Origin of the sequence: Nocardiopsis trehalosi NBRC 14201 (assembly GCF_001552555.1) — a bacterium.
In the GTDB taxonomy this organism is placed as follows: domain Bacteria; phylum Actinomycetota; class Actinomycetes; order Streptosporangiales; family Streptosporangiaceae; genus Nocardiopsis_B; species Nocardiopsis_B trehalosi.
In genome coordinates this window covers 1-12,984 of the sequence record NZ_BCRK01000174.1, presented here as the reverse complement: position 1 = coordinate 12,984, position 12,984 = coordinate 1, and the positions used below count along the sequence as shown (strand labels likewise).

Sequence of the window (12,984 nt, the reverse complement as noted above, 5' to 3'; positions counted from 1 at the left end):
CCTCGGGCGAGGCGCACGCCCCGCCGCCGAACAGCGCCCCGGCCGCCCCGGGCGGCGCGGAGCCGGGCGCGGGGCGGCCGGTGGGCGACCTGGACGCCGCCCGGCCCCGGCCGCCCGGGCGCGTGCTGCCGATACGGCGCTTCGCCGACGGCTGACCGCGCCGCGCCGCGCCGGCGCGGCGCCGGTGGCGCGGCCGGCTAGAAGACGAGCGCCATCAGCTGGATCGGCCCCATGGCGATCACCGATGCGCACGACACCGCGAACGTGCACGACTTGAGCGTGCCGCGCGTGGTCTGCCCGAGGAGCGTCTGGAGCAGCCAGAACGTGTTGCTGGTGGCGTGCACGATGAACAGCGACCCCGCCCCGGCGGCCAGGGCGACGAACACGGGGTCGATGCCGAGCGCGGGGATGACCGGCGAGAGCACCCCCGCCGCGGTGATGGCCGAGATGGTCACCGACCCGATCGCGATGTGCAGGCAGGCGGCCACCACCCAGACCAGCAGCAGCGGGGCGACGGTGCTGCTGGAGAAGTAGCCCTCCAGGATGTCGCCGAGCCCGATCGCCTGGACCGTGGCGGCCAGCGACCCGCCGACACCGGTCAGGATGAGGATCTGCCCGCTTTCGTGGAACCCGCGTTTGAACGCGGCCTCGCTCTCGGCGCGCGGCAGCCGCCACCGGGCGATGAGGCAGGCGCCGATCAGCCCGATGAGCAGCGCCACCACCGGGTCGCCGAAGAACGCGACGACCGGGCCGTCGAGCCCGGCCATCTCCGCGACCGCGCCGAAGGCGATCAGGCCCAGCGCGAGCAGCAGCGGCGACAGGGACAGGCCCAGCGGGGGCAGCGCGTCCTCCCGGACCCGCGCCTGCTCCTCGGCGGCGTCCCGCTCGGCGGCGGCGTCGATCGCGGTGAAGTCGTCGTTCTCGTCCAGCTCGGGCTTCCAGAAGCCGCGGCGGACCAGGGCGGTGAACAGCAGCAGGGTCAGGGTGATGGCGACGGCGGCGGTGACCGTGCCGAACAGGAACATCCGGCCGAACGGCACGTCCAGCACGCCCGCGAGGGCGATGGCGCCGACACCGGGCAGGACGAAGGTCAGGCCGACCTCGATGCCCAGCGCCATGGCCGCCGCCATGCGGGCCGCGCCGAAGGCGCCCACCCGGGGGGCGAGGCGGCGCGCGAGCGGGGCGGTGATGACCAGCAGCACGTCGGCGAAGATCGACTGCATGACGGTGCCGATGGTGACGGCGAAGGTGTAGGGCAGCGCGCGCGGTCCGAAGGAGCGCACGAGCAGCCGGACCAGCTTCTCGATGGCGCCGAGGGAGGACATCACCGAGCCGAGGAGCACACCGAACGCGATGAGCAGGCCGACCTCGGCCATGAGGTCGCCGAACCCGGTGGCGACGGTGGTCAGCGTCTCCTCCGGGCCCAGGCCGGTGGTGAGACCGAGGTAGAGGGCGCCCACGACGAGCGCGATGGCGGGGTTGATGCGGGCCCGCAGGATCAGCAGCACCACGCCGATGATGGCGACGGCGGTGTTCCCGAGGACGGCGATATCGGACATGGGGCCTGCTTTCGTCTGCGCCGCCGCCCGCTGCGGCGCGCGGGCGCGGCACGGGCGGCGTGAGGGCTCACGCGAAGGGGCGGCCCTGCCGGCGGGCGCCCGCAGGGGGCGCGCCGGCACGGGTGGCGAGGGCAGGAGCAGGACGGCCGCGCGCCGGCGGCCGGGGGCGGCGACGGCGGCGCCGCGTGCCGCGCGGCCGGCGCGGGGTGGGGCCGGCGGCGCGGGGTCCTCGGGCGACGAGGACGGACGACCGGATTGTACACACGACCTGTGACCTGCACCACCCGGGGCCGCCGGGCGGCCGACCTGCGGCCGGACCCTTGTCGGCGCGGCGGGGGCGGTGTTAGGGTCCGTCACATTGCCGCATAGTGGCAACACAATTCCATAATTCGGCAAGAGCTTCGGTCCCCGGGCGACGGGGCCGATACGGACGACCGCGCGACCACCACCCCCGCGCAGCGCCGGACGGCCCGCCCCACCGGGCGGGGCCGGCCGGCGGGCGCGCGACGATCGGGAGACCACCGCCCATGCCGCCCACCCCCAGCGGCCCCGGACCGCTCGCCGGCACCCGGGTCCTCGAACTCGGCAACTTCATCGCGGCCCCCACGGCGGGCCGGCTCCTCGGCGAGTTCGGCGCCGACGTGATCAAGGTCGAACGCCCCCGCACCGGCGACGAGCTGCGCTCGTGGCGGCTGCACGCGGGCGACGTGTCGCTGCTGTTCCGCAGCCTCGCCCGGAACAAGCGGTCGGTCACCCTCGACCTGCGCACCTCCGAGGGCCGCGAGATCGCGCTCGACCTCGCCGCCCGGTCCGACGTCGTCCTGGAGAACTTCCGCCCCGGCACCCTGGAGAAGTGGGGGCTGGGTCCGGAGGAGATCCGGGCGGTCAACCCCGACGCGGTCCTGGTGCGGATCTCCGGGTTCGGCCAGACCGGCCCCTACCGCGAGCGGCCGGGCTTCGGCGCGGTCGCCGAGGCGTTCGGCGGCCTGCGCCACCTCACCGGTTACCCCGGGCAGCCGCCGGTGCGCACCGGGGTGAGCCTGGCGGACTCCGTCGCCGGTCTGTACGCGGTGATCGGCGCCCTGATGGGGCTGCTGCGCCGCCGGTCGGGCCGGGGCGGGGAGACGGTCGACGTCGCCCTGTACGAGGCGGTGTACTCGCTGATGGAGTCGACCGTCCCCGACTTCGACGCGTTCGGCGTGCCCCGCGAACCCACCGGCACCACGATGCCCGGGGTCGTCCCGTCCAACACCTACCCCTGCGCCGACGGCCGGTACGTCATCGTGGCCGGCAACGGCGACGCCATCTACGGGCGGCTGATGCGGCTGATCGGCCGCGCCGACCTGGCCGACGACCCCGCCCTCGCGGTCAACACGGGCCGCGTGGCGCGCGGCGCCGAGATCGACGCCGCCATAACGGAGTGGACGTCGGCCCGCCCCAGCCCCGAGGCGCTGGAGCTGCTGGCCGGCGCCGACGTGCCCAGCGGACCCATCCTGACCGTCGCCGACATCGTGGCGGACCCGCACTTCGCGGCGCGCGGCATGCACGAGCGGCACCCCGTGCGCATCGGCGGCGACGCGCCGCGCGAGGTGCTGTTCCCGGGCACCGTGCCCAAGCTGGCCGAGGAGCCGGGCGGCACCCGCTGGCTCGGCCCCGACCTCGGCGAGCACACCGACGAGGTCCTGGCCGAACTCGGCCGCACCGCCGCCGACCGGGCGGCGCTCCGCGACAAAGGGGTGGTCTGACATGGGCGACGCGGTCGTCATCACCGAGGTGGCCCTGCGCGACGGGCTGCAGATCGAACCGGTCTCCGTGCCCACGGCCGAGAAGGTGCGGCTGGCGCGGGGGCTGGTGGCGGCGGGCCTGCGGCACCTGGAGGTGGGCGCGTTCGTCCACCCGGAGCGGGTGCCGAACATGGCCGACACCGCCGAGGTGGTCGCCGGGCTGGCGGGGGTGCCCGCGACACCGCACACCCTGGTGCTCAACGAGCGGGGCGCGCACCGCGCCGTCGCGGCGGGCGCCCCGGCGGTGCGGCTGGTGGTCTCGGCGAGCGACGGGCACAGCCGGGCCAACGGGGGCGCCCCCACCGCCGAGGTGTGCGGCCGCATCGCCGCCGCTGCCGCCGTCCTGCGCGACGCGGGCATCCCGTTCGAGGGGTGCGTGGCGACGGCGTTCCACTGCCCGTTCGACGGCCCCACGCCGGTGGAGCGCGTGGTGCGGGTCGCCGAGCACTACGCCGCGCTCGGCGTCCGCCGGCTGCACCTCGCCGACACCATCGGCCGGGCGTCGCCCGGCGACGTCGCGCGCGCGGTCGCGGCGGTGTGCGGTGTGGTGCCGGTCGACCGGGTCGGGCTGCACCTGCACGACACCTACGGCATGGCGGCGGCGTCCGCGTGGACCGCGTACGGGCTGGGGGTGCGCCGGTTCGACGCCGCGCTGGGCGGCCTCGGCGGGTGCCCGTTCGCGCCGGGCGCGACGGGCAACGTCGCGACGGACGACCTGGTGCACCTGTTCCACCGGGAGGGCGTCGACACCGGGGTGGACCCGGAGCGGCTGGCGGCGCTGCGCGACGACCTCGCCGCGGCGGTCGGCCGCCCGCTCGACTCGGCGCTGGCGCGCGTCCCGGCCCGCCCGGCCGACCGGCCCGTCCCGGCGGCGGCCGGGGCGATTGACTCCGCACCGTAGCGGCACTACCTTTCGTCGCACTATGGCCCACACGGAGAGGTCCACCACCGGGGTCGGCGTCCTCGACCGGGCGGTGGCCATCCTCGACTCCGTCGAGAGCCGGCCCATGGGCACCAGCGAACTCGCCCGCGCGCTGCACCTGAGCGTGTCGACCACGCACCGGCTGACCGCCGCGCTGCTCGCCCACGACCTGCTGCGCCGCGACACCGGCGGCCGGTTCCACCTCGGGACCCGGTTCGCCACCGCGGCGATCGCCGACCTCGCCCGCCCGGTCCTGGAGGAGCTGGCGGCCGCCACCGGCGAGTCGGTGCAGGTGTGGGTGCGCCGCGCCGACCACCGGCTCTGCGTGCTCAGCGTGGAGTCCGCCCAGGAGCTGCGCGCCGGGCTGCCGGCGGGCACCCTGCTGCCGCTGCCGCACGGCTCGTCCGCGCGGGTGCTGATGGGCGGCTGCGACCCGGACGGCGCCGCCTGGCTGGAGAGCCGCGCGGAGCGGGCCCCCGGTGTGGGGTCGGTGAGCGCCCCGGTGCGGCTGCACGGCGCCACCGTCGCGGCGGTGTGCCTGTCGGGGCCGCTGCACCGCCTCGACCCCGGGCCGGGCCGGCTGTTCGGGGCCGACGTCGCGGCCGCCGCGCGCCGCGTCGAGGAGGCCCTGCGTACGGGCCGCGAGGAGCCGGCCGACACCACCGGATAGGGTCCCCTCGGCGCCCGCACCGGGCGCGGCCGCACCCGGCCCCACCGGCACCCCGGCGCGCCGCTCCGGCGCCCGGCCGCCACGGAAGTGAGTCCACCCGCATGGCCAACCAGATCGAGCAGTTGGAGGCGGCGGTCGAGGGCACCCTCGCCCGCAACGACTTCTACTTCGACGCCGACGAGAGCACCGTGAAGGTGCCGGTCCTGCTCACCGCGTGGTCGGCGTCGAGCATGCTGCTGCTGCTCGGCGGCCTGGCGCTGTGGATCGCGGCCGCCGTCGTCCACTTCGTCGCCACGGGCCCGGCCGCGCTGGTCTGCCTGGCGCTGGGGGCGGTCCTCCTCGCCGGATTCGGGTGGGCGCAGCGCCGCTCCGGCTTCGAGATCCGGGTGGCCCAGCGGACGGTGGCGTACAAGCGCGTCCGGGTGCCGTTCGACCACGTCCGCCCCGAGGAGCTGGTGCTGGACCGGGGCATCGACATGGTCGTCCTGCGCTTCCGGGGGCACGGCGTCGACGTGAAGCTGGGCGAGTTCCGCGCGAGCGAGGAGCCGCGGGCGCGGGAGTTCCGCGACCGGCTGTGGGAGCTGATCGCCCGCACGGACGTGCGTGGGGCGGGCGCCTACGGCAGCGACCTGACGCCCGTCCAGTGGTGGATCATCGGCACGTCGGCGGTGTTCGCCGAGGTCAACGGGTTCCCCACCGACCGGTTGGGCACCGACGCGATGGCGTTCGTCGCCAAGCGGCAGCGGGCGTCGGCGGCCGAGCTGCTGGCGTCCGCCTGGGGCACCCACGACCCGGCCGGGCTGGCCCGCTGCGTCGACGGGCTGCTGGACCCGGGGCACCGCGAGGACTTCGCCCTCAGCGCGGGGGTGGCGGGGCTGCCGCCGCACGCCCGCGACGAGTACCTGTGGCTGCTCGGCCACGCGGACGGGCTGGTCCGGGGCGGCGCCACCCTCGACGCCCCGCCGCTGCGCGACGCGGTGCGCCGCATCGTCACGCTGCGCCACGGCGCGGCGGGCGGGCGCGCGGCGGCCGCGTTCGACGCCCAGGTCCTGGGCGACCCGCGCGTGCCCGACGGCGTGGCGGCCGACGTGCGCTCGTTCACCCGCCAACTGCTCGCCGACCGGGACTTTTGGCGCGAGGAGGGCGGCCGGGTGCGGATGCTGCACGGCGCCCACCCCGACGCGGTGCGCTCCCGGTACCTCGTCTGGGACTACGGGCGGGCGATGATGCTCTACCGCTGGGGCCACATGCTCGACTGGATCCCCGCCGAGGACTGCTGGCGGGCCATGCTGCCGATCGCGGCCGAGATCCAGCGCCACTACGGCTCGTGGCGCGAGATGGGCGCCGCCTACCTCGACGGCCGCCAGCTGTGGGCCGGCGGCGCGGCCGACCACCACGCGGACTTCACCGCGGCCTACGAGGCCATGGCGTCCTCCCCCCGCAGCCCGTGGAACGTCGCCGAGTGGCACCTCCCCCTGCACCGCGACTGGCACTGATCCACGACGCACCCTGAGCCCGCCCCGCGCGGAGCGGGCCGCGCGCTCACGGGCGCAGGGTGAGGGTGGCGTGCGCCAGCTCCTCCACGGCCGGGCGGGTGAACGGCATGGGCACCGTGTCGCCGCGCGCCCACAGCTCCGTCTGGTCCTCGCGGTGCGGGTGGAACGCGTGCCCGGAGGCGCCGGTGAGGTCGATCCAGCGGGCGGCGTCGAGGTCGGCCATGTCGACGGTGTAGCGCATCGACGGCACGGTGGTGACCCCGTACCCCTCGGTGCGGTCCCAGCCGGTGGCGTTGACGGTGCTCGACCCGCCGGCGGCGGCCACCGGCGACCCGTTGAACAGCCACTCGACCGGGGCGATCCCGGAGGTGCCGAGCGACGGGTGGGTGGCGGTGAGGACGTGCAGGTCGCCCCAGCGCCACCCGGCGGGGTCGTCGCCCAGCCGCTCGGTGAGGTCGGCGGCGGCGCGCTCCATGGCGGCGGCCAGCACGTCCGCGCGGCCGCTCGCCTCGGTGCCGTCCCACCAGGGTGAGTCGGGGTCGGCGAGCAGGCCGGACACCACGAGCCAGCCGCGCGCCCCGGCGTCCATGGGGTGGTCGTCGGGCAGCTCGTCCAGGAGCAGGTCGAGCAGGTGGTTCCAGGTGGCGTTGTAAAACGCGGCGGGGGCCGAGTCGGCGTCCTGCTGGAAGTCCCAGTCGGCGAGGAGGCCGCGTGCCTCGGCGGCGGTGCCCCCGACCTCCACGGCGTCGTCGAGCAGGTAGGGGACGACGGTGCGCGCGCCGCTGTTCTCGGCGTCCAGCTGGATCTCGGCCATGTCGCCGGCGGTCAGCCCGCCCCGCTCGACGGCCGCGTCGAGCAGGACGGCGATGCGCTCGGCGCGGTACCCGTAGTCCCAGTCGGCGGTCAGCAGGTGGTCGTAGTCGGCGTCGATGACGGCCTGGTTGGCGGTGACGATGTAGCCGTCCTCGGGATCACGGACGGTGGGCAGTTCGTCGTAGTCGATGAACCCGGTCCAGTCGTAGGCGGAGTCCCACCCGGGGGCGGGCCAGCGGCCGTCGCCCTCGCCGCGCACCGGGATGCGGCCGGGCGCCTGGTAGGCGATGGTGCCCTCGGTGTCGGCGTAGACGAGGTTCTGCGCGGGGACCTCGAAGGAGGCGGCGGCGGCGCGGAACGTGTCGAGGTCGGTCGCGGTGTTCATGGCGAAGATGGCGTCGGCGGTCACCCCGGGGCGCAGGGCGGTCCAGCTCAGTGCCACGCCGTACCCGGTGTCCCCGGGGTCGGCGGCCTGCGCGCGGGGGGTGCCGTCGGGGTCGACGTGCGGGCGGTCGCCCAGTTCCCGCAGGTCGAGGGCTGCCTCGGCGTCGGAGAGCAGGGGCCCGTGCCGGGTGGATCGGACGGTGAAGTCGATGTCGGCGCCGCCCGCGACGCGGACGGTCTCCTCGCGGGTCTCCAGCGGTTCGGGTTCGCCGTCGACGATGGCGGCGTCCCCCTCGACGCGCTCCAGGTAGAGGTCGGCCACGTCCGGGCCGAAGTTCGTGAACCCCCACGCGATGTCGGCGTTGTGCCCGATGACGGTGCCGGGGAGCCCGGCGAACCCGTAGCCGACGAGGTCGAACGGGCAGGCGTCGGTGATCTCGGTGCAGTGCAGCCCGGCCCCGTACCAGACCGACGGCATCTGCGCGCCGAGGTGCGGGTCGTTGGCGAGCAGCGGGAGGCCGGAGGCGGTGTGCTCGCCGGAGACCACCCAGGAGTTGGAGCCGAGTTCGGGGGAGTCGGGGCCGAGCATCGGCGGGACGGCGTCGAGCCCGGCGCCGACCGCGTCGAGCACCCCGGCGGCCGCGGCGGGCGGCCGGGCGGTGTCGCCGGTGTCGGCGGCGTCCTCGGTGTCCCCGCCGCCGGCCTCGGGGTCGAAGGCGCCGTCGCGGACGCCGCCGCCGTCGACGATGGGGCGGTGGTCCGCCTCGGGGTAGGCGGGGAACAGCTCCTCGACCTGGTCGCGCTCGAGACCGGAGGCGAGCAGGTTGGCGCGTTCGGCCTCCTGCTCCATGTTGCCGCGCAGGTCCCAGGCCATGGCCTTGAGCCAGGCGAGGCTGTCGACGGGGGTCCACTCCTCGATGTCGGTGCCGCCGTTGAGGACGCCGAGGACGCTGAACTCAAGGCCCAACTCGCCGGGGTCGCGGGAGTCGAGGTAGGCGTTGACGCCCTCGGCGTAGGCGTCGAGGTGGGCGCGGGTGTCGTCGGTGAGCAGGTCGTACTCCTGGTCGGCGACGTGCCGCCAGCCCATGGTGCGCAGGTAGACGTCGGTGGGGACCTGGGCCTCGCCGAACAGCTCGCTGAGCCGCCCGGCGGTGGTCATCCGGTTGAAGTGCATCTGCCAGAACCTGTCCTGGGCGTGCACGAAGCCTTGGGCGCGGAACAGGTCGGCGGGGGTGTCGGCGTAGATGTGCGGGATGCCGTGGGCGTCGCGGTGCACGGTGGCCTCGCCGTCGAGGGCGGGCAGGGCCAGGGCGCCGTCGACGTCGGGGAAGGCCCGCTGCACCGCCCACCAGCCCAGCCCGCCCGAGGCGAGCACGAGCACCAGGACGGCGGCGCCCGCCGCCGTCGGCCACCGCCTGAAACGTGTTCTACCTCCGCGCATGGCGGCACTCTAGACCGCCCGCCCGCCCCGCCCCACCACCGGGGCGGGCGCGGCCCGCCCGGCATGCGCGCGCCGACGCGTCCCGGGTCCGCCGCGCACGGGGCGGCGGCGGGCCCGGCCGGGCGGGGGCGGGGGTCAGGAGAAGGCGTCGGTGCCGGTCAGGTCGGCGGAGAGGGACCATAGGCGGGCGGCGGCTTCGGGGTCGACGGCCCACGGCTTGACGCCGCCGACGAGCATGTCGTCGGTGGTGGCCGGGGCGGCGACGTCGCAGTCCTGGCAGTACAGGCCGCCCCGGTCGGCGAGGAGCGGCGCGGTCGCCGCCCACACCGCCGTCGCCGCGCCCTGCTCGGGCGTCTTGAACCCGGGGGCGGGACGGCCGTCCGGGGTGATCCACCCCAGGGCCTCCCAGGACGCGCGGGGGACGTGCCGCTGGAGCGGGGTGAGGATGCTGCCGGGGTGCACCGCGAACGCCCGCACCCCGTCGGCCGCGCCGAGGGCGTCCAGGTGGACGGCGAACAGGGCGTTGGCGGTCTTGGACTGGGCGTAGGCGAGCCAGGGGTCGTAGTCGCGGCGGAAGTGCGGGTCGTCCCAGCGGATGCCGGACAGGAAGTGCCCGGCCGAGGCCACCGACACCACCCGCGCCCCGCCCGCCAGGGCCGGGCGGAGCAGGTTGACCAGGGCGAAGTGGCCGAGGTGGTTGACCGCGAAGTGCCCCTCCCACCCGGGGCCGACACGCGTCTCCGGGCAGGCCATGACGCCCGCACCGCAGACGACCAGGTCGAACCGGCGGCCGGTCGCCGCGAGGTCGGCGCAGAACGCGCGCACGGCGCCGAGGTCGGCCAGGTCCAAGGGGCGGACCTCGGTCTTCGGGACGCCGCGCAGGGCCTCCGCCGCCGGGCCGGGGCGGCGGGCGGGCACGACCACGCGCGCCCCCGCCCCCGCCAGGGCCCGCGTCGCGGCGAGGCCCAGCCCGGAGTACCCGCCGGTGACCAGGGCCGTGCGCCCGGTGAGGTCGATCCCGGTCAGCACGTCCTCGGCCGTGCTGTCCGCGCCGTATCCGCTGCCGATCGGCCGCTGCCGCGTCATCGTCTTCATGGTGGCGACGCTAGGACGTGGACCGCGCTCCAGATCAAGCCGGCGGCGGCGGCCGCCGCCGGCGCGCGGCGCGCCCCCGGATGCCCTCGGAAACGCCGGAGGGGGCGGCTAGCTTGGCTCCGAGGAGCCGCGGCACGCGGTCCGCGTGCGACGGCCCGACACCGACGAAAGGACGTGCCCGTGAACTGGACGCTGGAGGTCGTCGCGGTCCCGGTGGCCGACGTGGACCGGGCGAAGGAGTTCTACGCCGACCGGATCGGCTTCCACATCGACCACGACACCGCCACCATCGGCGGGCCCCGGTTCGTGCAGGCCACCCCGCCCGGGTCGGGGTGCTCCATCGTCTTCGGGCCCGCGATCACCGGCATGGCGCCGGGGTCGCTCCAGGGCCTCCAGCTCGTGGTCGCCGACCTGCGCGCCGCCCACGCCCTGCTCCGCGAACGGGGTGTGGAGGTCGGCGGCATCCAGGTGTACGGCGCGGAGGGCCCGCGCCCGGTCCGCGACGGCGACGACCTCGACAACGTCGGCTTCGTCCACTTCACCGACCCGGACGGCAACGGCTGGGCCGTGCAGCAGATCTCCGCGCGCGCCGACTCCGGTCCCGCCTGACACCACCACGAGGCGCAGGGGGGAACGGCCGGGGCTTCCGCCGGGGCGGGTGCGGGCGGTAGGAATGCGGCAGGCGCGAACGTCCGCAGTCCCCTGGCAGAAGGGCCCCGCCATGTCCGACACCGCCTCGCGCACGCGCACCGCGCTCGTCACCGGGGCCTCCTCCGGGATCGGCCGGGCCGTCGCCGCCGCGCTGGCCGCCCGCGGCCTGCGCGTGTACGGGACCTCGCGCAACCCCGGCGCCGTCGCCGACCCGCCGCCCGGGGTCGCGTTCCTGCCGCTCGACCTCGCCGACCCCGCGTCGGTGGAGGCGTGCGGGGCCGCCGCCGGGGAGGTCGACGTGCTGGTCAACAACGCCGGGGAGAGCCAGGTCGGCCCGCTGGAGGAGCTGCCGATGGAGGCGGTGGAGCGGCTGTTCCGCACCAACGTCTTCGGCGCGGTGCGGCTGACCCAGCTGCTGCTGCCGGGCATGCGCGCCCGGCGGTACGGGCGGGTGGTGATGGTCGGCTCGATGCTGGCGAGCTTCCCGCTGGCCTACCGCTCGTCCTATGTGGCGTCGAAGGCGGCGCTGAAGGGGTTCGCCGACGCCGCCCGGCGCGAGGCCGCCCCGTTCGGGGTCGGGATCACCACGGTGGAGCCGGGGTCGATCAACACCGGTATCAGCGGGCGGCGCACCATCCACGTCCGCCCGGACTCGCCCTACGGCGCCGAGCTGCGCACCATGCTGGGGCGGCTCGACGCCAACGAGGCCCGCGGCGTCTCCGCCGAGCGGGTGGCGGCGACCGTGCTGCGCGCGGTCGACGCGCCCCGCCCCCGCCCGCTGTACGCGGTGGGCAGCGCCGCCCCGCTGGTGTTCCCCCTGCGGCGCCTGCTCCCCCGGTCGGCCGTCCTGCGCCTGACCGCCCGCCGCCACGGCCTCTGACCGGCCGCGCCGGGTCCGCCGCCCCGCCGCCATCCCGCCGCTCCGCGCCGCGCGTTGTTTCACGTGGAACGGTGTCCCGACGGTGCCCCACCGCGCAGCGGGCGGGGCGCGCGTCAGCCGGTGACCGCGCCGAAGGCCGTGCCCAGGAGGAAGGTGGTGCCCGCTGCGGCGGCGCCGATCGCGAGCTGGCGCAGGGCGCGGCGCAGGGGCGGCGCCCCGGACAGCACGCCCACGACGGCGCCCGTCAGCATCAGCGCGGCCCCGGTGAGCACGCCCGCGGCGGCGACGGCGGCGGTCCCCTCGGCTCCCGCGAGGAAGGGCAGGATCGGCACCGCGGCCCCCGCGGCGAAGGACAGGAAGCTCGATCCGGCCGCGCCGAGCCCGCTGCCCACGACGTCCGCCCCGTCGTCCCGCTCCGGCCCCGGCGCCGGAGCGGGGCGCCCCCGGCGCAGTGCGGCGTCGGCGCGGCGCCGCGCCTCGTCGGCGGGCATCCCCCGGGCCCGGTAGACCAGGGCCAGTTCGTTGGCGTCGACGTCCAGGGCGGCGACGGACTCCCCCGCTGTATCGTCCGGCGCGGCGGCGGCCAGCAGTTCGCGCTGCGAGCTGACCGACACGTATTCGCCCGCCGCCATGGACAGCGCCCCCGCCAGCAGGCCGGAGACGCCCGTCAGCAGCAGGGTGCCGGTGCCGGCGCCGCCGCCCACCACGCCGAGGACCAGCGCGACGTTGCTCACCAACCCGTCGTTGGCGCCGAAGACCGCGGCCCGCAGGGTGCCGGACATGCGGGCCCGCCCGCGCGCGGCAAGGGCGCGCACCACCTCGCCGTGCACGCGCTCGTCGGCCGCCATGGCGGGCGGCACGTCGGCGTCGGACGCGTAGGGCGACCGGTTCTCCGCCCGCTGCATGAGCGCGAGCACGAAAACCCAGCCGAACCAGCGGGCGAGGAACGCCATCAGCCGCATCGACGGCGAGCCGCGCCGGGGCGGCCCGGCCCGCGCGCCCAGCAGGTCCGCCCAGTGCGCGGCGTGCCGCTCCTCGGCCGCGGCGAGGCCGAGCAGGACCTCGCGCTCCTCGCCGGTGCGCCGGGCGGCCAGCTCGCGGTAGACCCGGGCGGTCTCCCGCTCGTCGGCCAGCATGCGGCGCCGGCGCCGCAGCGTCGCACCCGACGCCGCGGTCGGCGCGTCCGATCGCTCGTCCACCATGGGGACCCCCGCTACCCGCGGCCCCCGGCCGCATGTGCCCGGGCAGCGGGGTCGGGCCGCCGGGGTGCTGTGTCGGCGGTCGCCGTA

10 protein-coding genes are annotated in these 12,984 nt (G+C 76.6%); 6 read left to right on the top strand and 4 right to left on the bottom strand.

The genetic code is table 11. The features are described 5' to 3' along the window. Nucleotides 1–197: 197 nt before the first annotated feature. The gene (locus NT8_RS22910) at nt 198–1,559 is read right to left on the bottom strand and encodes a GntP family permease (RefSeq protein WP_067973481.1); all 1,362 of its coding nucleotides are present in this window, start codon (nt 1,557–1,559) and stop codon (nt 198–200) included. Nucleotides 1,560–2,086: 527 nt separating this feature from the next. Here NT8_RS22910 and NT8_RS22905 point away from each other — a divergent pair. From NT8_RS22905 to NT8_RS22890, 4 genes are all read left to right on the top strand, one after another. Then, the gene (locus tag NT8_RS22905) at nt 2,087–3,304 is read left to right on the top strand and encodes a CaiB/BaiF CoA transferase family protein (protein ID WP_067973477.1); all 1,218 of its coding nucleotides are present in this window, start codon (nt 2,087–2,089) and stop codon (nt 3,302–3,304) included. Between the two features lies 1 nt (nt 3,305). Then, the gene (locus tag NT8_RS22900; RefSeq protein WP_067973474.1) at nt 3,306–4,244 is read left to right on the top strand and encodes a hydroxymethylglutaryl-CoA lyase; all 939 of its coding nucleotides are present in this window, start codon (nt 3,306–3,308) and stop codon (nt 4,242–4,244) included. A gap of 22 nt (nt 4,245–4,266) precedes the next feature. Next, nucleotides 4,267–4,935, top strand: coding sequence for an IclR family transcriptional regulator (locus tag NT8_RS22895; RefSeq protein WP_067973471.1), 669 nt, complete (start codon nt 4,267–4,269; stop codon nt 4,933–4,935). A gap of 101 nt (nt 4,936–5,036) precedes the next feature. Continuing rightward, on the top strand, nt 5,037–6,431 hold the full coding sequence (locus NT8_RS22890; protein WP_067973469.1) for a DUF1266 domain-containing protein: 1,395 nt from the start codon (nt 5,037–5,039) through the stop codon (nt 6,429–6,431). Nucleotides 6,432–6,477: 46 nt separating this feature from the next. On the opposite strand, the gene NT8_RS22885 is transcribed toward NT8_RS22890, so the two are convergent. Both NT8_RS22885 and NT8_RS22880 read right to left on the bottom strand, forming a co-directional pair. Then, a complete protein-coding gene (locus tag NT8_RS22885; protein WP_067973466.1) occupies nt 6,478–9,069 on the bottom strand; it encodes a penicillin acylase family protein in 2,592 nt (863 codons plus the stop codon). Between the two features lie 135 nt (nt 9,070–9,204). After that, complete coding sequence (locus NT8_RS22880; protein ID WP_245646294.1) at nt 9,205–10,164, bottom strand: oxidoreductase; 960 nt, start codon at nt 10,162–10,164, stop codon at nt 9,205–9,207. 180 nt (nt 10,165–10,344) lie between these two features. Here NT8_RS22880 and NT8_RS22875 point away from each other — a divergent pair, with 180 nt between their 5' ends. Next, the gene (locus NT8_RS22875; protein WP_067973457.1) at nt 10,345–10,773 is read left to right on the top strand and encodes a VOC family protein; all 429 of its coding nucleotides are present in this window, start codon (nt 10,345–10,347) and stop codon (nt 10,771–10,773) included. Nucleotides 10,774–10,885: 112 nt separating this feature from the next. Next, nucleotides 10,886–11,695 (top strand): SDR family oxidoreductase, encoded by an 810-nt coding sequence (locus NT8_RS22870; protein WP_067973454.1) that lies wholly within the window; start codon nt 10,886–10,888, stop codon nt 11,693–11,695. A gap of 113 nt (nt 11,696–11,808) precedes the next feature. Here the strand turns inward: NT8_RS22870 and NT8_RS22865 are convergent, their stop codons facing one another. Further along, nucleotides 11,809–12,897: a VIT1/CCC1 transporter family protein gene (locus NT8_RS22865; RefSeq protein WP_067973451.1), complete on the bottom strand. Its 1,089-nt coding sequence runs from the start codon at nt 12,895–12,897 to the stop codon at nt 11,809–11,811. Nucleotides 12,898–12,984 lie beyond the last annotated feature (87 nt).